The 22,397-nt window shown below is 66.8% G+C and carries 17 protein-coding genes; 6 read left to right on the forward strand and 11 right to left on the reverse strand.

Translation table 11 applies throughout. The features are described from left to right. Positions 1–250: 250 nt before the first annotated feature. The 6 genes from ubiG to IHV25_RS05545 form a co-directional block, all read right to left on the reverse strand. A complete protein-coding gene (ubiG, locus tag IHV25_RS05520; protein ID WP_192534109.1) occupies positions 251–994 on the reverse strand; it encodes a bifunctional 2-polyprenyl-6-hydroxyphenol methylase/3-demethylubiquinol 3-O-methyltransferase UbiG in 744 nt (247 codons plus the stop codon). A gap of 420 nt (positions 995–1,414) precedes the next feature. Next, positions 1,415–1,711 carry a ferredoxin family protein gene (locus IHV25_RS05525; protein WP_192534110.1) on the reverse strand — a complete coding sequence of 99 codons (297 nt, stop codon included), beginning with the start codon at positions 1,709–1,711 and terminating at the stop codon, positions 1,415–1,417. Continuing rightward, positions 1,708–3,009 (reverse strand): FAD-dependent oxidoreductase, encoded by a 1,302-nt coding sequence (locus IHV25_RS05530; RefSeq protein ID WP_192534111.1) that lies wholly within the window; start codon positions 3,007–3,009, stop codon positions 1,708–1,710. The genes IHV25_RS05525 and IHV25_RS05530 overlap by 4 nt, the downstream gene beginning before the upstream one ends. Positions 3,010–3,051: 42 nt before the next feature. Further along, positions 3,052–4,143, reverse strand: a complete 1,092-nt coding sequence (locus tag IHV25_RS05535; protein WP_192534112.1) for an electron transfer flavoprotein subunit alpha/FixB family protein — start codon at positions 4,141–4,143, stop codon at positions 3,052–3,054. Positions 4,144–4,153: 10 nt separating this feature from the next. Then, entirely contained in the window at positions 4,154–5,005 is an 852-nt protein-coding gene (locus IHV25_RS05540; RefSeq protein WP_192534113.1) for an electron transfer flavoprotein subunit beta/FixA family protein, read from the reverse strand. 562 nt (positions 5,006–5,567) lie between these two features. Then, the gene (locus IHV25_RS05545; protein ID WP_192534114.1) at positions 5,568–7,214 is read right to left on the reverse strand and encodes a hypothetical protein; all 1,647 of its coding nucleotides are present in this window, start codon (positions 7,212–7,214) and stop codon (positions 5,568–5,570) included. A 393-nt stretch (positions 7,215–7,607) separates the two neighbouring features. On the opposite strand from IHV25_RS05545, the gene IHV25_RS05550 reads away from it, so the two are divergent. The 3 genes from IHV25_RS05550 (at position 7,608) to IHV25_RS05560 (ending at position 10,798) form a co-directional block, all read left to right on the forward strand. After that, positions 7,608–8,708, forward strand: coding sequence for a hypothetical protein (locus tag IHV25_RS05550; protein ID WP_192534115.1), 1,101 nt, complete (start codon positions 7,608–7,610; stop codon positions 8,706–8,708). 19 nt (positions 8,709–8,727) lie between these two features. Continuing rightward, positions 8,728–10,245 (forward strand): pyruvate kinase, encoded by a 1,518-nt coding sequence (gene pyk / locus IHV25_RS05555; RefSeq protein WP_192534116.1) that lies wholly within the window; start codon positions 8,728–8,730, stop codon positions 10,243–10,245. 112 nt (positions 10,246–10,357) lie between these two features. Next, positions 10,358–10,798: a VOC family protein gene (locus tag IHV25_RS05560; RefSeq protein WP_192534117.1), complete on the forward strand. Its 441-nt coding sequence runs from the start codon at positions 10,358–10,360 to the stop codon at positions 10,796–10,798. 596 nt (positions 10,799–11,394) lie between these two features. Here IHV25_RS05560 and IHV25_RS05565 read toward each other — a convergent pair. Together IHV25_RS05565 and lptG are read right to left on the reverse strand one after the other, a co-directional pair. Then, complete coding sequence (locus IHV25_RS05565) at positions 11,395–13,044, reverse strand: glycosyltransferase family 39 protein (RefSeq protein ID WP_192534118.1); 1,650 nt, start codon at positions 13,042–13,044, stop codon at positions 11,395–11,397. A gap of 2 nt (positions 13,045–13,046) precedes the next feature. After that, entirely contained in the window at positions 13,047–14,147 is a 1,101-nt protein-coding gene (gene lptG, locus IHV25_RS05570; RefSeq protein WP_192534119.1) for an LPS export ABC transporter permease LptG, read from the reverse strand. A gap of 451 nt (positions 14,148–14,598) precedes the next feature. Here lptG and IHV25_RS05575 point away from each other — a divergent pair, with 451 nt between their 5' ends. Then, positions 14,599–15,348, forward strand: a complete 750-nt coding sequence (locus IHV25_RS05575; protein WP_192534120.1) for a nitrogen regulation protein NR(II) — start codon at positions 14,599–14,601, stop codon at positions 15,346–15,348. Between the two features lie 133 nt (positions 15,349–15,481). Here the strand turns inward: IHV25_RS05575 and lysA are convergent, their stop codons facing one another. Both lysA and trpS read right to left on the reverse strand, forming a co-directional pair. Beyond that, a complete protein-coding gene (gene lysA / locus IHV25_RS05580) occupies positions 15,482–16,753 on the reverse strand; it encodes a diaminopimelate decarboxylase (protein ID WP_192534121.1) in 1,272 nt (423 codons plus the stop codon). Positions 16,754–16,832: 79 nt separating this feature from the next. Continuing rightward, positions 16,833–17,831 (reverse strand): tryptophan--tRNA ligase, encoded by a 999-nt coding sequence (gene trpS, locus IHV25_RS05585; RefSeq protein WP_192534122.1) that lies wholly within the window; start codon positions 17,829–17,831, stop codon positions 16,833–16,835. Between the two features lie 104 nt (positions 17,832–17,935). Here trpS and IHV25_RS05590 point away from each other — a divergent pair, with 104 nt between their 5' ends. Continuing rightward, positions 17,936–18,781: a GNAT family N-acetyltransferase gene (locus IHV25_RS05590; protein ID WP_192534123.1), complete on the forward strand. Its 846-nt coding sequence runs from the start codon at positions 17,936–17,938 to the stop codon at positions 18,779–18,781. Between the two features lie 422 nt (positions 18,782–19,203). Here IHV25_RS05590 and rnd read toward each other — a convergent pair whose 3' ends face one another. Next, on the reverse strand, positions 19,204–20,361 hold the full coding sequence (gene rnd / locus IHV25_RS05595; protein WP_192534124.1) for a ribonuclease D: 1,158 nt from the start codon (positions 20,359–20,361) through the stop codon (positions 19,204–19,206). A gap of 193 nt (positions 20,362–20,554) precedes the next feature. On the opposite strand from rnd, the gene aspS reads away from it, so the two are divergent. Further along, complete coding sequence (aspS, locus tag IHV25_RS05600) at positions 20,555–22,396, forward strand: aspartate--tRNA ligase (RefSeq protein ID WP_192534125.1); 1,842 nt, start codon at positions 20,555–20,557, stop codon at positions 22,394–22,396. Position 22,397 lies beyond the last annotated feature (1 nt).

The raw sequence follows: 22,397 nt of genomic DNA on the forward strand, positions 1-22,397 counted from the left end.
CGGCGCTGCATACAGACGGGGTGCCCCGGTCTCTCCCGGCGCGCGCGGTTTCCATAATCGAGTTCTAGACCTGAACTACAGACGGCGGATCCATGAATCGGGCCGCGTTCCGATCCCATGACCGGGGTCCGGACGCGTCCCCGGACAGGACGCCCCGCGATGCACGCCGCCCCCAACGCAAAACGGGGCAGAGGGATCCATCCCCCTGCCCCGCGCAAAACCGTATCGTCAGGACCGGCCGGACGCGCCGTCAGCCCTTCACCGCGAACATCAGATAGTTCATAGACACATCCGACGAGCGGCGCCAGGTGGCCCCGAGCGGATTGAAGGAGACACCCTCCACACTCCGGGCCTCGAGACCGTAACGGCGCAGGTCCGCCGCCAGCTCGCTCGGCTTGATGAACTTGTTCCAGTCGTGGGTGCCCGGCGGCATCCAGCGCAGGATGTACTCGGCGGCGAACTTGGCGAACACCGCCGCGCGAACCGTGCGGTTGATGGTCGCCATGGCCAGGGCCCCGCCGGGACGCATCAGGTCGGACAGGGTCTGCAAGAACAGGTCCACGTCCGCCACGTGCTCCAGAACCTCCATGGCCAGGACCACGTCAAAGGTCACGCCCTCGCTCACCAGCTCCTCGGGGCGCGCCACACGGTACTCCACGGGAACGCCGCTCTTGTCCGCGTGCGCCCTGGCCGTGCCAATGTTCTTCGCAACCGCATCAATGCCGGTCACGGTGAAGCCCATCTCCGCCAGAGGCTCGGCCAGAAGCCCGCCACCACAGCCGATGTCCAGAAGGGTCAGGCCCTCGAACGGACGGTCAACACTGCGGTCGCGGCCAAAGTGCTGGAGCAGCTTCTCGCGCAGGAAGTCGAGGCGCACCGGGTTGAAGTCGTGCAGCGGCCGGAACTTCCCTTTCGGATCCCACCAGGCGTCCGCCATGGCCTGAAACTTGGCAAGCTCCGCCTGCGAGGCGGTCGTCTGAGGGGAGTCGGTCATCGGTAATCTCCGAATTCAACAAGAATAAACACGAGGCGAGTATGCCCGAGAAGGGTATGGGCGCGCAAGACGGCAACCGGACACCCGGGGCCCGAACGCGCAGGGGAAACGGGACCGCGCGGGCGAACGCCCCGCACGGACAGCGCACCCGGCACGGCGAGGGGGCGGCACACCCGGCACACCCGGGCGGGCGTCCGTCACGAACGACACCACCGCCGGCCAGGGCTGGCCTCAAGGAGCGCGGCTAACAGAGCGGGTACGAAAAATCTCCGCCGGTCACCCGGCGGAGATCTGGTTTCAAGAGTAGGCAGACCCCGGACATCCGCACCGGATCCGCAGGGCTCCGGAACATGCCCGGTCCCGCGAGGCAGGCGGACGTCCGACCGGAGCCGCGCGATGACGGCCCCGGACGCGCCGGGCTCAGCCGAACTTGAAGAGGATGCCGTATCCGCCCGACGGGTAGTTCCAGGTCAGCGACCCGGTGCCCTGGCAGACCACACGGCAGGTGCCGCACTCGAGACAGCCGTCGGGAATGATCTCGACCTTGCCGTTCTCGGTTTCCTCGTAGCAGGCCGCCGGGCAAATCGCGGCCATCATCTTCAGTTCCTGGGCGGTTGCCTTTTCCGGAACGATGGTGATGTGCGGCTTGCCCTCTTCGACCCGATAGCGGTTCTGATAGAGCTTTTCCTCGATTTTCTGCGACTGAGTCTGTGTCATCGCCATGCCCTCACCAGTTTGAATGCGTCCCCGACCAGTCCGAAAATCCCCCGCGCGCTGCGGAAGTCCTTGGTGATCTTCTTTTCCTTGGTCTTCTTGTCCACACCGTCCACCCGCAGCAGGGTCTCGGCGGCCCCGGCCAGCAGGTCCGGGTACATCGTGACGAACTGCTTGTTCTCGAGCATGATGTGCGGCATGCGGCGGTACTTCTTGAGATCCTTCAGAACGAAGCTGTTCTCGAGCTTCTGGTTGTACTTCTTCAGGTTCTCGGCGTTGATCGGCTGACCCTTGTCCCGGAGCTCGAGATAGGTTTCCGCCGCCAGACGCCCCGACGTCAGGGCCATGTTCGAGCCCTCGCGGTGGATCGCGTTCAGCAGGTGAGCGGAGTCACCGCAGACCATCCAGCCGTTGCCGGACAGCTCGGGCACGGAATCATAACCGCCCTCGGGCAGCAGGTGCGCCGAGTATTCCTTGACCTCGGAGCCCTTCAGCAGCGGGGCCACCGACGGGTGGGACTTCATCTTCTCGAGGAGGGTCGAGGGGTTGATCCGGTTCTTCATCAGATCCGAGACGATCACGCCGATCCCCACCGAGAGGCTCTCACCGTTGGTGTAGATGAAGCCGGTCCCGAGCATGCCCTCGGTCACGGTGCCGAGGATCTCGATCACGACACCCTCGCTTTCCTGGATGTTGAAGCGCTCGTTGATGACGTCGCGCGGCAGGAAGTGCATTTCCTTGACCGCGAGAGCGACCTCCTTCGAGTTGATCTCCTTGCGCACACCCGAGCGCGAGCCCACAAGCGCGTTCACCCCGTCACACAGGATAACGCAGTCGGCGCGGACTTCGCCGTTCTCGCGGTCGCAGCGCACACCGTTGACCTTGCCCGTCTCGTCCTTCAGGAGCTCGAGAACGGTGGTCTCGGTGATCACGGTCGCACCGGCCTTCTTCACCTCGCCGTTCAGCCACTTGTCGAACTGGGCGCGAACAAGGGTGTAGCGGTTGGGGCGCTCCTCGTTGAAGTTGTCCGAGCGGAAGTGGGTCCCGATGTAGGACTTGTCGTTCAGCACCCAGATGCGCTGCTCGATGATGTGGCGCTCCAGCGGAGCCGATTCCCGGAACTCGGGGATCAGCGCCTCGACCGCCTGGGCGTAGAGAATTCCGCCCTGAACGTTCTTGGAGCCCGCGTACTCACCGCGCTCGATCTGGAGCACATTCACTCCCGCTTTCGCCAGCGTATAGGCGGCGGCATTGCCCGCCATCCCCGCGCCGACGACAATAACATCAAATTTCTCGGCCATAATTTCCTGGTCCTTTTTCGGCTCTTTAGGGCTTGGCCGGGCTTAGCCCGCCTTGCGCATCTTCGAAAGGCGCTGCTCGAACGCTTTCGTCAGCGCAGGGAGGATCTGGGTCGCGTCACCAACGATGCCGTAGTGCGCGAATTCGAAGATCGGAGCATTGGGATCCGAGTTGATGGCGAGGATCATGTCCGCACCCTCGACACCGACCCGATGCTGGATCGCCCCCGAGATGCCGGCCGCGATGTAGAGCTTCGGACGAATCGTCTTGCCCGTCTGGCCAATCTGGCGCTCGGCCGGGATCCAGCCCTTCTGGACCGTCGGACGCGAGCCGCCGTAGTCGGCGCCCAGCACCCGGGCCAGATCCATCACATGCTGGAAGTTGGCCGCCGAGCCAAGACCCATGCCGCCGGCGACAACGATGTCGGCGTAGGCAAGGTTGACCTTGTCGGACGTGGTATCCGGAATGAATTCCAGAACCTTGGTGATGATATCGTTTTCCTTGATGTTCAGCGGGAAATCGATGCGCTTGCCGCTCCGGCCCTCGGTGAAGTCGGGCATGGCCATCACGCGCGGACGCACGGTGGCCATCTGCGGGCGGAAGTTCAGCGTGTAAATGGTGCACAGCAGGGTGCCGCCGAACGTCGGACGGGTGGCCGCAAGGGAGCCGTCGTCGATCTCGAGCCCGGTGCAGTCCGCCGTCAGACCCGTCTTCAGGGTCGTGGCCAGCGATCCGGCGAGGTCACGGCCAAGGGTCGTGGCGCCCAGCAGGATGATTTCCGGCTTGTGGGTATTGATAAGAGTCTCCAGACCCTCGGTGTAGGACTGGGTGCGGTAGTCCGCGAGAATCGGATCCGCCACCACATAGGTCACGTCAGCGCCGTAGCCCCAGGACTCCCGGACCGCCTTTTCGAGGCCCTCGCCCGGAGGGCCCATAACAACAGCACACAGATCCACCTTCAGCGTGTCGGCCAGCTTGCGGCCCTCGCCCAGGAGCTCCCAGGACACACTGTGAACCTCATCCCGTTCAAGCTCGATGAACACCCAGACGTGCTTGTAGTCCTTGAAGTGTTCCGGCAGCTCTTTCTTGGCCGACGCCCGGGTCGGAGCTGCAGGCGCCGCTTTTTTCTCCGTCATGTTTTGCTCCCTAGATGGCTTCGGTCAGCTTGAGGATATCGTCCCCGAGCTGGTTGCTGGCCGTGAACAGCATATTGATGGTCTCGTCCGCGATTTCCGCCGGGCTCTTGCCCAGGGCGTCGATCTGCTGCGCCTTCTCCATGCGCGGCTGCGGAGCGAACACCTTCTTCACGACGGTGGGAGAGCCGCGAAGACCGCACTTGGTGATGTCCTCGACACCGGCGTCCCGGGCGCTCCAGGTGCGGACCTCCGAGCGAACCGCCCGGAACACGTCATCCATGGAGCCGCGGCGAAGGGTGTTGGTGCCCTCCAGCATGGTGATCAGGCACGGCAGCGTGGTCTTCAGGACCTGGGTGCCACCCTCGGCCCGACGCTCCACGGTGATGCTCTTGCCGGCAGAGTCCACGTCGCGGATTGCGGAAACGTACGTCAGCTGCTGCAGCTTGAGACGCTGCGCGATCCCCGGACCGACCTGCGCCGTGTCACCGTCGATGGTCTGCTTGCCGGTGAAGACGATGTGGACCGGATCCTCCTGGTGGAGCTTCTCGATCGCGGTCGCCAGCGCGAAGGACGTGGCCAGCGTGTCGGAGCCCGCGAACGCACGGTCCGTCAGCAGAACCGCGGCGTCAACGCCATAGCCCAGAGCCTTGCGCAGGCTGTCCTCGGCCATGGGCGGGCCCATGGTCAGAACCGTAACCTTGCCCCCGAACCGGTCCCGGACGCGCAGAGCTTCCTCCAGCGCGAACAGGTCGTAGGGATTGATGATCGTCGGCACTCCCTGGCGCATGATCGTGTTCGTGACCGGATGGACACGGATCTGTGCGCTATCGGGCACCTGTTTGATACAAACGACAATATGCATACGCTTCCTACCCTTGTTATTTGTTGGCCCCCGCAGGCGGTCTGTGCGCGACGCCCTGGGTCGAACCCGGCAAACGACCGCCCTCCTGGTCACGCGGCGCGGACCCGGAGAGGGTGAAAGTCGGGAAACACCCGGAAAAAAGGAGCCGTCCTGCCCGGGCCCTGTCCGAACCCGAGCGAGAGAGACGGACCCTTCTCCCGTTTTTCCCTCGGAAACACAAGCGCGATCTCTTCAGCCGGTTGAAAGAAGCCGGCCCCTATCGGGAAAAAAGGAACCCCGTTTTGCCACAGCTTCCGGGGGGTTTAAATCTTTTTTTTCAGAAACCTCATTTTTTTGTCGGAATTGGCAGGAAACTATCGTTCCCCGAAACGCCGGGTTACGAAATTTTCCTGCAAAAATGACCCCCGGGAACCGTGGGAAAAGGACTCGCCCCCAGGACGCGGAACGCCCGCCCGACATCCGGCAGGGGAGATCACAGCGGAGAGGCGCCCCGAACGGGGGCGAACACTCCGGAAAACACAGGCGCCAGAGCGGCGGACACAAGAGCCCCGGGACACGGGCCTCAGGCCTGGGCCTCGGGGTAGTTGTTCTCGATCCAGGCCTCCTCGGCCTTCTGGCTCTGGAGATAGTTGCCCATGGGCATCACGGCGGCCACCAGAATCCACAGAAACGGGCCCATGTCGACCGCGATGGAGATGGCCCACGAAAGCCAGACCTGACGCCAGTAGACCACGATGGCCTCCAGGTCGTGCATGACCATGAAGCCGGGAGGCTTCCGGGAGGCCTCCTTCTGGAGCTGCTGGAGGCTGCGCTCGATCTCGGACAGGGTGCTGTTCTTCTCCCCCTCCAGGTTGGCCATGACCTCCTTCTGGCTGTCGGCGAAGGCCCGGTTCACCGAGCTGGGCGTCAGGGGCCGGATCCCCCGCATGGAGGCCACCTGGAAGCGCACAAGATCAAGGGGAGAGGCCCCGATCACCTTGCCGATCTCGCTTTGGACCGCGTTCATGTCCCGCACCAGGGTCTCCAGCTGGGCCCGGAACTTGCGGCCCCGGTTGCCGAAGGCCTCGCGCAGCTTGCGCATGTTGTCGTTGAGCTCGATCATGTTCAGGGTCTCGACCCGGCGCTGCTCCTCCAGATCCCGGGCGGTGGCCTCCGCCTGGCGGCCCAAATCCCGCAGGTAATTCGAGACCGCTCCCGCTCCGGCCGCCTGGGTCAGGGTGCCCCGGCGCTCCTCCTCGTCGGCCAGGCGCTCGAACCGCTGGGCCGTCTGGGTCATGATGGGGATCAGGCGGTCATACTCCCGGTCACGCTCCTGCCGGATGTCGTTCAGGGTGTCCTGCATCGCGTCCACCGACAGACGCATATGATAGGTGATGGCCGCATCGCCGCCGATGCCCAGCACCCCCGTGGCGGTGGACATGCCGAAAATGATGGCGGCCCCGGCGGGAGCAATGATCAGCAGCAGCACCAGCTTCTGCCAGAGGCTGGACATCTCCATGCGCTCGAACAGGGTCACCCAGAAGGTAAAGACAAAGCTGCACGCGATCAGCCCGGCCAGAAGGGGCACCAGCCAGTAGCGGATTCCCTCCTCCGGGGAGAAAAACACGATCTGGAAGCCGTAATAGCTGGTGTACCCGCCCCAGACCGAGGCAATGAAGGTCACCAGGAAAAACAGGCGCTCCCCCAGCGGTTTTCGAGGGGTCGGACGGAAAAGCCGGGCGCCGGTCAGGGTCTTCGACAGCCACACCGTCAGCCAGTGCAGCACCACAAGACTGATCAGGAACGCGAGCAGGAAGCCCACGGCGCCGTAGCCCAGAATCAGAATCGACCAGGCCTCGGACGAGGTGATGGGAAAGCCCCTCGCCCAGCCCAGAACCAGCAGCGCCCCCGCAACCCCCATGAACAGGAGCAGCGCCAGGGTCAGATACCGGGCATGGGTCTCGAACAGGTAGCGCATGGAGTCCCGCAGCGTGCGCCCGACCGACTGGAACGGCGTCGTGCGCAGGACAGAGGGGCCCTCGGCCTCGGGCCCGGCGGCGTAGGCGGCCTGAAAAGGCACCTCGGGATAGGGGCCGGACGGGCCAAAGTAATCCCGCGCCTGGGGATCGGGGCGACCGCCTCCCGGGGGGACAAAACGTCCCGAGCTTCGCCCCTCGTCGGGGGCGGCACGCAAAGGGGCTGCCCCCATACGCTGAAATGATGACTGCATTCGCCGTTACCTGTTGGAGGCCCGGACACCGCGGGGCCGGAAAACGCCGGGCCCACCCGCACACAGGGCGACGCCACTGCCCGGGGGCCGGAATAAAGGGAACACCTGACAAAGAAGGACCGTCCTGGCCCCGAAAACGGGCCATGCCCGGCTTTGGCCCGGGCCGTGAGCACGACCGGGGCGGCCCAAAATAGTGCATCCCGGGCCCGAGGGAAACCCGTAAAGCGCGATAGCCCGCGCCGGTGCCTCCCTGACGGGGCCTTCACGGGCACCCGGGCTGAAATTTCATCCCCGACCGCTTCGCCGGTTTTTCTTGCGGACAGGAATGGTGTATATTTGTTTTTACTGCTTCCAGGCCGGTTTTCCGGGAGAACGCCGAACGAGGATACGGGAATGGCCGATTCCATTTTACCCACCCAACGCATCCCCCAGCCCGGGGAGGGGCAATCGGATCCGCGCCAGCGCGACCGCAGGCGGCGCAGCCGCAGTCCCTTCCGGGCGGACTACGGGGAGGATACGGACGGCGACCGCATCGAGCTCTCGGCCGACGCGGGGCGCCAGCTCGGAAACTTCGAGGACACCTTCGGCACGGTGCCGCCCTCCAGCGCCCTTGCTCCTGAGCACTGGCGCCCGGCCCCGCCGCCCTCGCCCGAGGCCGCCGACGCGGCCCAAAGGACCGCCCTGGACACGGGACGCGCCCTGCGCAAGACCGCCGGGGCGGATCCGGCCGCGCCCGCACGGACCCCGGGTCAGTCCCAGGCCCAAACCCAGGCCCAAACCCAGGCCCAGGGCGCGCGCCCGGCCCGCCCCCCGGCCGCCGACACCCCGGAGGACCGGGTCAACGTCAACGCCTTCGGCCTGCCTCCGCGTCTGTTCACCGGCGAGGTCCAAACCGCGGTCACCTCCCTTGTGGAGCTCCTGGACACGCTGCGGGAGAAACTGGCCGCCGCCGAGCAGCGCGAGATGGACCTGCTCACCCGGATGGAGCAGGACGAAATCCCCGGGATGCTGAACCGCAGCACCCTGATGCGTCGCCTCGACGATTTTCTTGCCCTCTCCCGGACCGAGGGGGGTGCGGTTTTCGGCGCCCTTATCTATCTGGAGAGCTACGTCACGCTGCGCCGTCTGGGCGGCATCCTCCGGGCAACCCGGGCCCTTGAATCCGTGGCCAGGAGACTGCCCCGCTTTGAGGACAACCCCATGCATTTTTCCGGGGCCATGGGGGGAGCGTCCCTTGTGGTCCTGGGACGGGCCGTGGAGGGGGAACCGCTGGACGAGGCCTTCCGGTCCTTTTCCTCGGACCTGCGCTCCCGCCTTGATACCGCCTTTGCCCCGGAGGACGGCATGGTCCTCTCCAGCGTTCTCCGGGTTGCCGACCCCTCCGACTATGCGGAAAAGTTCATCCAGCGCCTGGACGACGAACTGCGCCGCACGCCCTTCCGTTCCCTGTTTGAACCCGAGGATCCCTACCTGCGTTCCCGGCGATCCCCTTGAAAAACTGGACTCTCAACTGATGAAACGCAACAGGTCTGCGAAAATACTGGCCACACTTGGTCCGGCCACAAGCTCCCCCGAGATGCTCGAGCGTCTCGTTCTGGCCGGAGCCGACGTGGTCCGGATGAACTTCTCCCACGGCTCCTACGATGACCACCGCGCCAACTACGATGTCGTGCGGAGCCTCGAGAGGAAGCTGGGAACGCCCATCGGAATCCTCATGGACCTCCAGGGTCCGAAACTGCGGGTCGGCGCCTTCGAGAAGGGCCGGATCCTTCTGGAGACCGGCGCCACCTTCCATCTCGACATGGACCCGGACCTGGGCACGGACCAGCGGGTGGAGCTTCCCCACCCCGAGATCTTCCGGGCCCTGACCGAGGGCTCGGACCTGCTGCTGGACGACGGAAAGCTGCACCTGAGAGTCGAGGAGGTCACGGCAAAGAGCATCGTCACCCGGGTGATCGTGGGCGGCGTCCTGTCGGACCGCAAGGGCCTGAACGTGCCCAACACCACCCTGCCCATCTCGGCCATGACCGCAAAGGACCGGGCGGACCTGGTGTTCGGGCTGGATCTGGGGGTGGACTGGGTCGCCCTGTCCTTCGTCCAGCGGCCGGACGACGTCGCCGAGCTGCGCGAGCTGATCGACGGCCGGGCCTCCATCATCTCGAAACTCGAGAAACCCGCGGCCTTCGACCAGCTGGAGGACATTATCGACCTGTCGGACGCCATCATGATTGCCCGCGGTGACCTGGGCGTGGAAGTCCCCCCCGAGCGGGTTCCCATCCTGCAAAAGCAGGTTCTCCAGGCCTGCCACCAGGCCGGGCGCCCGGTGGTGGTGGCCACCCAGATGCTGGAAAGCATGGTGAACGCCCCCACGCCCACCCGGGCCGAGGCCTCGGACGTGGCAACCGCCATCTACGACGGCGCGGATGCGGTGATGCTCTCCGCCGAGACCGCCGTGGGCAAGTTCCCGGTGGAGGCCGTCGCCATCATGGACCGCATCATCAAGCAGGTGGAGACCGACGAGTACTACCGCCACCTGCGTGCCAACCGCCGCGAGATCCCCGAGGACACCGACGCGGATGCCATCGCCGCCGCCGCAAGCCAGGTCGCCGAAACCCTGAAGGCCAGCCTGATCGTGGCCTACACCACCTCGGGCTCCACCGCCATCCGGGTCTCGCGCCAGAGGCCGGTGGTGCCGATCCTGTGCCTGACCGTGCACCAGGCCGTGGCCCGGCGCATGAAACTGGTGTGGGGCATCCACCCGGTCATCGTCGGCCGGGACATCCAGAGCTTCTCGGAAATGATCGACGTGGCCAACTGCGTGGTCCTGCGCGAGAAGTTCGGAACAGCGGGCGAGCCCATCGTGGTGACCGCGGGCGTTCCCTTCGGATACGCGGGCTCCACCAACACGCTGCGGATCGCCAAGGTGCGGGACACGGGAGAGGGATGCAGCGTCCTCGCCCAGCCCGACGCCACCGACCCCTGCGCCCTGAGCTCCCGGGGCGCCGACACCGCACACCATCCGGCTCCCTGACGGGACCGGACCGGGAGGGGCATCCGGCAGACGCCGGGCCCCGCCCTCCGGCCCCCTTGCGCCGGGCACACACAAAACCCGTCACAAAACACTATACGAGGAGACACCGCCCATGCGGTATCTGCACACCATGGTCCGGGTCGCCGACCTGGACGCGGCCCTTGCCTTCTACCGGGACGGCCTTGGGCTCGTGGAGGTCCGGCGCACCGAGAATCCGGCCGGCCGGTACACCCTGGTCTATCTGGCCGCCCCCGACGACGTGGAACGCGCCCAGCGTGACCAGGCCCCCCTGCTGGAGCTGACCTGGAACCACGACCCGGAGGCCTACACCGGCGGCCGGAACTTCGGCCATCTGGCCTACCGGGTGGACGACATCTACGCCGTGTGCCAGCGCCTGATGGACCGCGGCGTCACCATCAACCGCCCGCCCCGGGACGGCTACATGGCCTTTGTCCGCTCCCCCGAGGGGATCTCCATCGAGTTCCTGCAGGCGGGCGACCCGCAGCCCCCCCGGGAGCCCTGGGCCTCCATGCCCAATACGGGGGTGTGGTAGGCGCAAGCGCCCGCCCCTGTGGATAACGGGGAGAGCGGGGAAAAGCCCCCGCCCGGGCAAAGCGCATCCCGCGCACCGGTCTTCACAGGGCGGCATCACGACTGTGGATAACGGGGAGAGCGGGGAAAACCCCCGCCCGGGCAAAGCGCGGCCAGCCCACCGGTCTCCACAGACCGGCATCACCACTGTGGATAACGGGGAGAGCGGGGAAACCCCCCGCCCGGGCAAAGCGCCGCCGGTGCACCGGTCTCCACAGACCGGCATCACGACTGTGGATAACGGGGAGAGCGGGGATAAAGCCCCGACCGGGCTGAGCGCGGCCAGCCCACCGGTCTCCACAGACCGGCACCACGACTGTGGATAACGGGGAGAGCGGGGAAAAGCCCCGCCCGGGCAAAGCGCGGCCAGCCCACCGGTCTCCACAGACAGGCATCACGACTGTGGATAACGGGGAGAGCGGGGATAAGCCCCGCCCGGCCGGAGCGCCGCCTGCGCACCGGTCTCCACAGAGCGGCACCACGACTGTGGATAATGGGGAGAGCGGGGATAAAGCCCCCGCTCATGCAGAGGGCTCGAAACGCGGCCCGGGTGTCGGATCAGTCCGAAGAGCCGGGAACCACCGGACGGGAGGGCGCCCCCGGCACACCGCCGGAAAGGTCGGAGCCCTCGGGCTCACCCTCGCCCCCATCCGCGGGCAGCATCACAGCCGGGCCGGGCATCCCGGACGCACCCGCCCCAGGGGCGCCGTCCAGGAGAAAGGCCCGGGCCACAATCCATCGGTCCGCCGGGGTCGTCGCGCCCCTCGGGGGCTCGGTCTCCAGGGCCAGATACCCCACCGGCTCCGCCCCCTGGGGGAAGGGAAGAGACGGGCCGAAGGTCCGGGCCAGCTCCACCTCGATGACCCGATCAAAAGAGTCCTGCCCGGGCGACACCGGGGCCAGCTCGCAGGCGTCGCGCCCCCTGTCGCCCAGGGCGAGGGCGTACCCCAGCACCGCACGCGCCGCCGGATCCCCGATGCGAACCGGAAGCGGATCCGGGCGCTGGCACAGGGCCTCAAGCCATGCGGCCACCTCCCGGGCGCTGCGGTCGTCGGGCAGAGGGGCGTGGTCTGCGGCCAGGCTCCAGAACGCGGAGCGAAAACGCCCCTCCTCCGGAAACAGGAAGCCCAGGGAAAGGGCCGCATGGGCCAGAACCAGGACCGGCAGCGCCGCACGCCACACCCGGGCGCCCGCAAGGCGGTCCGCCACCAGAAGACAGGCGCCCGCCCCGGCACACAGACCGGCCTGAAGGGGAACCTCAAGCCCCGCCAGGGCACAGGCGGCCAGAAGAACCGGAACCGGCAGGCAGAAGGACAGGAAAAACCGGGAGCGGGCCGTCATGCGCCGCTGATCGGCGGGCGGACTGTCCTCGGGGAGGCGCGGACGCCCGCGAGGATCAAGGGCAAGCCACAGAACCAGCGCCACAAGCAGCGGACCGAACAGCGCCAGCTGTCCCCACAGAACACGGCCCGCCGCCGCCCAGGCCAGATGCAGGGTCTCGGGATCCAGGGCATCCGGAAGGGAAAGAGCAAGGGGCGCCGCCAGAAGCGCCGCGAGGCACAGGGCAATCCACACCCCGGGCCGGCGCCACAGCGAGCGCATCTCGGGGGCGACCGCGGTAAAGACCGCCAGGCACGGAAACACAAGGGCCACCGCCCAGTGGGCCAGGATCCCGACACCGGCCACGATCCCGAAGGCCGCCCAGAACAGGGCCCGGTCTGTCCTCAGGGCGTGGGCCAGAAGCACAAGAGCCAGCCCCCAGAACACCGCCCCCGCCAGAGCGGGATCAAACACCAGGGCCTCCGCCCCCAGAACCGGGAGGGTGGCAAACAGAAGGGCCGCCCAGAACGCGCGGCGAGAGTCCACCAGTTCCCGGGCCAGAAGCCACACCAGACCGGCCGCCAGAAGTCCCCCGGCCAGCCCCGCCCAGGTGAACCACAAAAGCCCCCCGGCCCCGCCCTCGCCCACAGCGGCGAACCCCAGCGGCACAAGAGGCGGGCCGTCGGACAGGCCGGACAGCAGCCCCGGGAACGACAAAAGGCCCAGCCCGCGCTCCTGGAGCAGGGCCTCGTTCCCCGAAAGGGGGAAGGCACTGGCCCGGGCCAGAAGCCAGCGGCCAGCGCCCAGAAGCCCCAGAACAGAAAGAAAGCCCGGCCCCGAGAAAAGGAGCCGGACCATCAGGGAGTCACGTGTGGCGGAGACTGTCACCCCTAACCGTCCTCAATGTGGAAGATAAAGAAAAGCGCGATAAACAGGGCGATGAAGGCCGGGGCCCAGACCGCCAGAGCGATCGGCAGGGTCTCGGACCGGCCCAGGGCCAGGGTGACCCGCTCCAGCACGTAGACCCCGAAGCCGACCGCGGTCGCCCCCGACAGGCGCAAAAGCCAGTTCGCGGACCGCTGGGCCGCGCCAATGGAAAACACCGCCCCGAGAAGCACCATGGCCAGCGTAAGGACCGGAGAGGCCAGAAGGGAATGGAAGTACAGACGGTGATCGTTGGCGGAAAAACCGGCCGCCTCGAAAAAGCGGATGACCGACAAAAGGCCCCAGAAGGAAATGGTCTCGGGCGAGGAAAAACTCTCCCGGATCTTGGGCAGGGTCAGGTCCGTGGGCAGGGACCGGTTTTCATAGCGTTCCGGCGCGAAGCCCGGCCGGGTCTCGATCACGTTGGACAGCAGCAGTTCATCATGGCCCAGAACGGCGGTCTGCGCGTCCGTGCGCTCGAGAAACTTGCCAGCCGGATCAAAGCGGAACACCGTCACATCGTTGAGGGACAGAACCCGGCCCTCCTGCCGCGCGCCCCGGGCGTGGGTCACAACGGTACCGTCGGGCGTCACCTCCCGCAGCCAGAACCCGCCGCTGGACACGGCCATGGGCGCCACCCGCCCGCCCTCAAGCACGGGCTCGAGCCGCTCATAGCGCTTGTAGAGCGCCGCGGTCACGGGATTGAACACGGTCACGTTCAGCACACTGAGCACGGCCACGGTCCCGATCACGGGAGCCAGGAACCGCCAGGCGGACAGGCCAATGCCCCGAAAGACGACCAGCTCACTGGAGCGGGAAAACCGCCAGAAACACAGAAGTCCCGCCGCCATGAACACAAAGGACAGGGTGGACTGCAACAGCGTGGGCAGGTGGAACAGGGCCATGGCAAGGATGGTCTCCATCCTCACCTCGCGGGAGCCCGCGCGCCGGATCAGCTCGATGCTGTCGAAGAGGAACAAAAGCCCCCCGACCACCAGGAGAACCCAGGCCAGGGCTCCGAGGTAGTTGCGCGCAATGTAGACCGTTAGGGTTGGAAACGTCCGCATGCTGACCTGTCCCGAGGGGTATCCGGTGCGATCTCCGGCCACACAGCCGACACCGGAGCCGGGCCGAAAACGGCCGGCGGAGGCCGGACGGCCCTGAGCACCCTCCGGGCCGTGTCGTCCGGTTGGCGGACCGGATCCCGGTCACGCGTGCCGCCGCGCACGGTTCCGCAGGCGCATGGGCGGTTGTACCCGAGTCAGGCCCTCCAGGCAAGCGCGGAACACCCCGCCGCGCCGACGCGCCGGGGGCCTTTCGTGACACGGACCCGGCAAACACGGAGCGGGCGCACGAAATGCACAGTAGCCCGTTCCATTAAACTGTTTTGGTGATAATATTATCCCGCGCCCGGTGAAAGTCCCCCCTGTTTTCCCGGTACACCGTCCTGATTGAACACCACATCACTGTTGTCCTGCCGCCGCCCGGCACCGGAAAAGCAAAAAAGAGAGACACCCGATGTCGGATATGACTCCTGCCCAATTTCCCCCGATCCTGGAACGACTCGCAACGCCGGTGTGGATCTTCTCCCACGACCAGGGGCGGGTGCTGTGGGCCAACCCCTCGGCTCTCGCGTTCTGGAAGGCAGAGTCGGTCAGCGGGCTGCGGCGCCGGAACATGACGCCGGTCTCCCCCGCGATCCAGCGGCGCTTCCAGCACTACATGAAGCTGTTCCAGTCGGGTGAGGACATCTGGGAGCGCTGGACCTTCTACCCCCGCGACGAGCCCACCACGGTGTTCTGCCGCTGCTCGGGCATCGGGTGGGAGGGCGAGAACGCCATCCTGTTCGAGGCCTACCCGGAAAACGTCCGGGATTCCGAGGAGGGCGAACGCCACACCCGCTCCCTCGGGATGCTCCAGGACATGCCGGTGGTGTGCACCCTCCTGCTGGTGGACGGCACCGCCGTTTTCCAGAACATGGCCGCGGACACCACCTTCGGATCCCTGGACGAAGTCCCCTTCTTCGAGCGCTTCACCGAGCGCCGGGAAATCGAGACCCTGATCGACGCTGCCTGGAGCCACGGCGAGACCGCCATCCGGCTGCTGGCCCTCAACACCATTGACGACATCGCCTGGTACCAGATCGGAGCCCTGCGAACCCGGGACCGGTCCACCGGAGCGCCCGCCGTCCTGGTCTACGGGTTCGACGTGACCCGCCAGGAGCTTGAGAAGGACTTGACCCAGTGCGCCGAGTTCGCGGCTCTCTAGAACCCGCCCGAGCCCGCGCCGCTGACGGCAACGCACCTGCCCGCCGCGCGGACCCGCGCAAGAAAAACGCCCCCGTGCGGGGGGCACAGGGGCGCGTGATTACGGTCATCGGCGGGCCACCGGGCCGCCCCCGCTAGAGCCAGTCGGGAACGCTCTCGAGAGCGGTCATCTCCTCCAGGGTGGGACGGCGGCGGACAACCGCCATACGGTCCCCGCTCACCAGAACCTCGGGGACCAGCGGGCGGCCGTTGTAGGTCGAGGACATGACCGCGCCATAGGCCCCCGCCGTGGCAAAGGCCACCAGATCCCCCTCCTCGAGCGGAGGCAGGCGCCGCTGCCGGGCGAACGTGTCCCCGGTCTCGCACACGGGTCCGACCACGTCGAACGGAAGCAGGGGCGCCCCCGCATCGGCCTGGTGGACCGGAATGATCTCGTGATAGGCATCATAGAGCGTGGGGCGGATCAGGTCGTTCTGCCCCGCGTCCAGAACCAGAAAGGTGCGGGTCTCGCCCTTCTTGATGTAGACGACGCGCGAGACCAGCATGCCCGCGTTGCCGGCGATCAGGCGCCCGGGCTCGCAGATGACCTGGAGCCCCATGCCCCGGAAGTGCTCCAGCGCAAGGGCGCCGTAGTCCCTCGGCTCCGGCCCCACCTGGTCGTTGATGTTGCGGCGGTAGGGGATCCCCATGCCTCCGCCCAGATCCACCCGCTCCACCTTCAGCCCCGAGGCCCGCAAGGTGGCCACCAGATCGCGCACCCGCTCGAATGCGCGGCGGAACGGCACCAGGTCGAGAATCTGGGATCCGATGTGGACCCCGATCCCCTTCACATCAATGCCCGGCATGCCCGAGGCCAGCTGGTACAGGGGAACGATGCGCTCCCAGTCGATCCCGAACTTGTTTTCCTTGCGGCCCGTGGCGATCTTCTCGTGCGTGTCCACCCCCACGTCCGGATTGACGCGGAAGGCAATGGCGGCCCGCTTGCCCAGACCCCGCGCCACCTCGGCCAGGGTATAGAGCTCGTTTTCCGACTCCACGTTGATCTGGTGGATGCCCGCCCGGACAGCGGCCTCCAGCTCGGCGCGGGTCTTGCCCACGCCGGAAAAGACGATGCGGTTCGCCGGGAACCCGGCCGCGAGCGCCATGTGCATCTCGCCCGCGGACACCACGTCCACCCCCGCGCCCGCTGCAGCCAGAACCGACAGCACCGCCTTGTTGGAGTTGGCCTTCATGGCAAAGCAGACCAGGGAGTCCGTCCCCGAGAGGGCGTCGCGCATGACCTCGTAGTGCCTCAGCAGCGTGGCCCGCGAGTAGACATAGAACGGGGTGCCCACCTCGGCGGCGATGGCCTCGACGGAGACGTCCTCCACGTGGAGCACGCCGTTGTGATAGCAGAAATGGTCCATGGGAACCGAACCTCTGAAAGGCGGCGGGGGCTCCCGGACACGGAAGCCCCGCACGCGTGTGATACCGGAGAGCGGCCGGTCAGACCCGCAGGAAGCCCACGATGTCGTAGACATCGCGGATCACGGATTCGGCAATGGCATTGGCCCGCTCGGCCCCGTCGCGCAACACGGCGTCGATACGGTCCGTGTCCTCGAGGTAGACTTTCATGCGGGTGTTGATGGGTTCCAGAACCGAAACCGCCAGATCCGTGAGTTCGCCCTTGAATTCCGAGAAGGCCCGGCCCCCGACCTGGTCCAGGACACCGGCTTTCGTCATGTCGGCAAGCGCTGCGTAAATGCCCACAAGGTTCGAGGCCTCGGGACGGCCCTCCAGCTCCTCCACCGTGGCGGGAAGGGGCTCGGGGTCGGTCTTCGCCTTGCGGAACTTCTGGGCAATGGTATCCGCATCGTCGGTCAGATTGATACGGGAAAAATCAGAGGCGTCGGATTTGCTCATTTTCTTCGAGCCGTCGCGCAGGCTCATGACCCGGGTGGCCTCGCCCAGGATCAGGGGCTCGGTGATGGGGAAGTACTCCACGCCGAAGTCATTGTTGAACTTCTGGGCCACGTCCCGGGTCAGCTCCAGGTGCTGCTTCTGGTCCTCGCCCACGGGAACGTGGGTGGCCTGGTACAGGAGAATGTCCGCCGCCATCAGCGCCGGATAGGCAAAAAGCCCCAGGGACACACGCTCCCGGTCCTTTCCGGCCTTTTCCTTGAACTGGGTCATGCGGCTCATCCAGCCCATGCGGGCGACGCACTCGAAGATCCAGGCCAGCTGGGAGTGCCCCGGAACCATGGACTGGTTGAACAGGATGTGCTTCTCCACATCCAGACCGGCGGCCATGAGCGCGGCGGCCATCTCGCGGGTGTGGCGAAGGAGATCCTTCGGATCCTGCCAGACCGTGATGGCGTGCTGGTCCACGACGCAGAACACGCACTCGAACTCGTCCTGGAGCGCGACCCAGTTCCGGATCGCCCCCAGATAGTTGCCAAGGTGCAGGTTTCCGGTGGGCTGGATGCCCGAGAAGATTCTGTTCATCGCATCGGGGTCTTTCATGACAGGAGACTTAAAAGGCGCGTAAAAAACCATCCTGCGGGTTAGACTATTTTCCCCGCCGCGGTCAAGACAAGAGAAGAGCCCCCATGGTCAGCGCAGCCCTGCCCCGCCCCACAGAACGCCTCATTTTCCGCCACGTCACCGACGCGGACCGGGACACCTTGCGCCGGCTGAACGCGGATCCCCGGGTCATGCGCCACTTTCCCTCGGTCATGGGAGACCTGGACAGCGACAATTTTCTCCAGCGGATTTTCGATCACCGCAACCGGTTCGGCTTCACCCTCTGGGCGCTGGAGGACCGGGAAAGCGGCGCATTTGTCGGTCTGTGCGGGCTGCTGAACTTCCAGATTGATGCCCCGTTTGCCCCCGCCGTCGAGCTGGGCTACCGCCTGAGCCCGGAATTCTGGGGCCGGGGTTTGGCGTCGGAGGCGGCCCGGGAGGCCCTGCGCCACGGCTTCGAGGATCTGGGGCTGGGGGAGATCGTCTCGTTCACGGCGGAGGTCAACGAACCCTCCTGGCGGGTTATGGAGCGCATCGGCATGCGCCGGGACGACGCGGGCGCCTTCGACCACCCGGAGATCGCGGCCGGACACCGCCTGCGCCGCCACGTGCTCTACCGGATGGACCGGGAGATGTTCCGCACCCTGCCGCCGCCGGCGCCGGGGACCGCGCACCCGGTGGTCGGCTCCCTGCCCCCGGGCGGGGTACGGACAAACGGGGTGCAATTGATCGGAGTGCAGTCCGCCGGGGAGCCTCCGGAACCGGACGCCGTCCGTCCGGCCACACCCCTGTCCGACCCCCCGGAACCGGGCGGAGGCACGGACGCCCGCCCCGTGGAACCGGAGCGCACCCCGGATGCGAGCCCGTACGATTCCGTGAAACCGGACCCGGTGACCCGCCTGGTGCGCTGGCTCCTCACCCCGGGACGCTGACAGGCCGCACGGCGCCGGAGAGCGGGCGCGGCCCAAACCCGACGGGCGCCCCCGGACAGGCAGCCGGAGGACCGCCGCACGTGGCCGACGGGGGGTTCCGGGAACAGCCCATCCGCAGAGGACGGATACCGGGCAACCGATACCGGCAGCAGGATATTGGGGGCCGGATATTGGGGGCCGGATCCGCAGACCAAAAAGCCCCACACCGGGGGTGCAGGGCTCGAAAGGCGCCGGGAACCGGCAACAGGAGAACGTGGAACAGGGAACCGCCGGCGAACGCGGAACAGGGAACCGCCGGCGAACGCGGAACAGAAACGACAGGACAGGACCGAGGCCGGCCAAGACAGGACAGGACCAGACCAGGACAGGTGCAAGGCCGGGCCAGGACCGGTGCAAGACCGGACCGGAGCCCGTGGGGCCCCTCAGTCCTCGACCGGCAAGGTGCGCAGCGAGCGTCCGTCCGGCGCCAGCGCAAGAGCCAGCTTGCCGTGCTTCAGCTTCAAAGCATCCTCGCCGAACACGGTGCGGCGCCAGCCGTCCAGGGCGGGCACATCCGCGTTGTCGTCGGCCGCGATACGCTCCAGGTCGTGGGAGGTGGCCACCAGCTTCTGGGCCACACCCGTCTCGTCACAGCGCATTTTCAGCAGAACCCGCAGAAGGTCGATCACCGCGCCCAGACCGTGGGGCAGCTCCTCACGCTCGGGCAGCAGCGGCAGATCCCGGTCCGTCAGCTTCTGGGCCCGGCGGACCGCCGCCAGAATGCCCTCGCCCATGGCGCCCTCGGCCAGACCGCGCGACACGCTGCGCAGCTCCGACAGGGCCTCGACCGTGGTCGGCGCGCTGGCCGCAATTTCCAGAAGACCCTCATCCCGCAGAAGACGGTTGCGGGGAATGTCCCGCTCCTGGGCCGTGCGCTCGCGCCAGGCGGCAAGCTCCCGCAAAAGCCCCAGGAACCGGGGCGAGCGGGACCGGGCCTTCAGGCGCTTCCAGGCCTCCTCGGGGACGACCCGGTAATGGGCCGGATCCAGAAGGTAGGCCATTTCCTGGTCCAGCCAGCACTCCCGGCCGGACTGGCCCAGAGTGTCGCGCAAGGACAGGTAGACCGTGCGCAGGTGGGTCACGTCCCCAAGGGCATAGGCCAGCTGTTTCTGGGACAGGGGACGGCGCGCCCAGTCGGTGAACCGCAGGGTCTTGTCGATCCGGCGGTTCGCGATGGAACTGACCAGGGTTTCGTAGCCCACGCTGTCGCCGAAGCCGCACACCATGGCGGCCACCTGGGTGTCGAACACCGGGGTGGGCATCTGGCCCGACTCGTGGAGGAAAATTTCCAGGTCCTGCCGCGCGGCGTGAAAAACCTTCAGAACCTTCTCGTTGGCCATCAGCTCGAACACCGGGGAGAGGTCAATGCCCTCCGCCAGCGGGTCGATGCATCGGGCCTCCGACTCGCCTCCGAGCTGGATCAGGCAGAGCTTCGGCCAGTAGGTTTTCTCGCGCATGAATTCTGTGTCAACGGTCACGAACGTTTCCGCCGCAAGCCGGTCACAGAAGGCTTTGAGATCTTGTGTCGTTGATATGAGCATGGTGCGTAACGTAACGGTTTGATCACGGCGGAGCAAGGGGCCCGCGCCGAAAAAAAACGGAATCCCGGGGCGTGTGTTCAGAGGGCTTTTGCTTGTGCTGCACATTGCGTATATACAGGGCTCCCCTATTTTCGTCGCGGCGCATTCCGGCGCCGGCGCCGCTCCAACCGAATGACCAAGAGGATTCCAGCCCATGCACCGTTACCGTACCCACACCTGCGCCGAGGCCAATCCCGCTCTGGCGGGTCAGACCGTGCGCCTGTCCGGCTGGGTCCACAGGAAGCGTGACCACGGAAGCCTCCTGTTCATCGACCTGCGCGACCACTACGGCCTGACCCAGATCGTGTGCGACCAGTCGGACCCGGTGTTCCCGACGCTGGAGCGGGTGCGCGTTGAAAGCGTGGTGTGCGTCACGGGCCAGGTGGTCAACCGCACCGCCGAGACCGTAAACCCGGACATCCCCACCGGCCAGGTCGAGATCCGCGCCCGGGAGGCCGAGGTGCTCTCGGCGGCCGAGGTGCTGCCCATTCAGGTCGCCGGAGACCAGGAATTCCCAGAGGATCTGCGCCTGACCTACCGCTTCCTGGACCTGCGCCGCGAGAAGCTGCACGCCAACATGGTCCTGCGCTCGCGGGTGATCTCGTCCCTGCGCCGGCGCATGACGGACCAGGGCTTCCTCGAGTACCAGACCCCGATCCTGACCGCCTCCTCCCCCGAGGGCGCGCGCGACTTCCTCGTGCCGTCGCGCCTGCACCCGGGCCAGTTCTACGCCCTGCCCCAGGCGCCGCAGCAGTTCAAGCAGCTTCTGATGGTCTCGGGCTTTGACCGGTACTTCCAGATTGCCCCGTGCTTCCGCGACGAGGACTCCCGCGCCGACCGCTCGCCGGGCGAGTTCTACCAGCTCGACTTCGAGATGAGCTTCGTCACCCAGGAGGACGTCTTCGCGGCCATCGAGCCCGTGCTCCAGGGGATCTTCGAGGAGTTCGCCGACGGCCGCGCCGTCACTCCGGCGCCGTTCCCGCGCATCCCCTTCGACGAGGCCATGCTGAAGTACGGCTCGGACAAGCCGGACCTGCGCAACCCGCTTCTGATCGCGGACGTGAGCACCCACTTCGAGAACGGCGGCTTCGGCCTGTTCGCCCGGGGCATCGCGGGCGGCTCGGTGGTGCGCGCCATCCCGGCGCCGGGCGCCGCCGGACAGCCCAGGGGCTGGTACGACAAGCTCAACGACTGGGCCCGCGAGAACGGGGCCGGCGGTCTGGGCTACATCATCTTCGCCGAGGACGGCCCCAAGGGCCCCATCGCCAAGAACCTGGAAGAGGACCGCGTCGAGGCCCTGCGGGTCCAGATGGGCCTGAAGGCCGGCGACTCGGTGTTCTTTGCCTGTGACAAGCCCCTGAAGGCGGCCAAGTTCGCCGGTCTCGTGCGCGAGCGCATCTGTGACGACCTGGGCCTGCGGGAAAAGGACGTGTTCCGCTTCTGCTGGACCGTGGACTTCCCCATGTACGAGCGCAACGAGGACACGGGCCAGATCGAGTTCTCCCACAACCCGTTCTCCATGCCCCAGGGCGAGATGGAGGCGCTGGAGACCATGGACCCGCTGGACATCAAGGCCTACCAGTACGACATCGTGTGCAACGGCGTGGAGCTGTCCTCCGGCGCCATCCGGAACCACCGCCCGGACATCATGCTCAAGGCCTTCGAGATCGCCGGCTACCCGGCCGAGGAGGTCGAGGCCCGCTTCGGCGGCATGCTGCGCGCGTTCCGCTTCGGTGCGCCTCCGCACGGTGGCTCGGCCCCGGGCATCGACCGCATCGTCATGCTGCTGGCGGGCGAGCCCAACATCCGCGAGGTCATCTTGTTCCCCATGAACGGCCAGGCCCAGGACCTTCTGATGCAGGCCCCCAGCCCGGTCACCGAAAAGCAGCTCCGGGAACTTCACATCCGGGTCCAGCTTCCGCCCCGGGCCGCCGAGGGGGGCTCGCGCAAGGGCTCCGGCGACGGCGCGGCCGCAGCCGCTCCCGACAAGGCATAGG

The sequence above is a fragment of the Phaeovibrio sulfidiphilus genome, from assembly GCF_014861485.1.
Lineage (GTDB): Bacteria > Pseudomonadota > Alphaproteobacteria > Rhodospirillales > Rhodospirillaceae > Phaeovibrio > Phaeovibrio sulfidiphilus.

Excerpts from the sequence above, each read along its gene's own strand:
- ubiG (WP_192534109.1), bottom strand. The coding sequence starts at position 994 with ATGACCGACTCCCCTCAGACGACCGCCTCGCAGGCGGAGCTTGCCAAG.
- IHV25_RS05525 (WP_192534110.1), bottom strand. The coding sequence starts at position 1,711 with ATGACACAGACTCAGTCGCAGAAAATCGAGGAAAAGCTCTATCAGAAC.
- IHV25_RS05530 (WP_192534111.1), bottom strand. The coding sequence starts at position 3,009 with ATGGCCGAGAAATTTGATGTTATTGTCGTCGGCGCGGGGATGGCGGGC.
- IHV25_RS05535 (WP_192534112.1), bottom strand. The coding sequence starts at position 4,143 with ATGACGGAGAAAAAAGCGGCGCCTGCAGCTCCGACCCGGGCGTCGGCC.
- IHV25_RS05540 (WP_192534113.1), bottom strand. The coding sequence starts at position 5,005 with ATGCATATTGTCGTTTGTATCAAACAGGTGCCCGATAGCGCACAGATC.
- IHV25_RS05545 (WP_192534114.1), bottom strand. The coding sequence starts at position 7,214 with ATGCAGTCATCATTTCAGCGTATGGGGGCAGCCCCTTTGCGTGCCGCC.
- IHV25_RS05550 (WP_192534115.1), top strand. The coding sequence starts at position 7,608 with ATGGCCGATTCCATTTTACCCACCCAACGCATCCCCCAGCCCGGGGAG.
- pyk (WP_192534116.1), top strand. The coding sequence starts at position 8,728 with ATGAAACGCAACAGGTCTGCGAAAATACTGGCCACACTTGGTCCGGCC.
- IHV25_RS05560 (WP_192534117.1), top strand. The coding sequence starts at position 10,358 with ATGCGGTATCTGCACACCATGGTCCGGGTCGCCGACCTGGACGCGGCC.
- lptG (WP_192534119.1), bottom strand. The coding sequence starts at position 14,147 with ATGCGGACGTTTCCAACCCTAACGGTCTACATTGCGCGCAACTACCTC.
- IHV25_RS05575 (WP_192534120.1), top strand. The coding sequence starts at position 14,599 with ATGTCGGATATGACTCCTGCCCAATTTCCCCCGATCCTGGAACGACTC.
- lysA (WP_192534121.1), bottom strand. The coding sequence starts at position 16,753 with ATGGACCATTTCTGCTATCACAACGGCGTGCTCCACGTGGAGGACGTC.
- trpS (WP_192534122.1), bottom strand. The coding sequence starts at position 17,831 with ATGAACAGAATCTTCTCGGGCATCCAGCCCACCGGAAACCTGCACCTT.
- IHV25_RS05590 (WP_192534123.1), top strand. The coding sequence starts at position 17,936 with ATGGTCAGCGCAGCCCTGCCCCGCCCCACAGAACGCCTCATTTTCCGC.
- rnd (WP_192534124.1), bottom strand. The coding sequence starts at position 20,361 with ATGCTCATATCAACGACACAAGATCTCAAAGCCTTCTGTGACCGGCTT.
- aspS (WP_192534125.1), top strand. The coding sequence starts at position 20,555 with ATGCACCGTTACCGTACCCACACCTGCGCCGAGGCCAATCCCGCTCTG.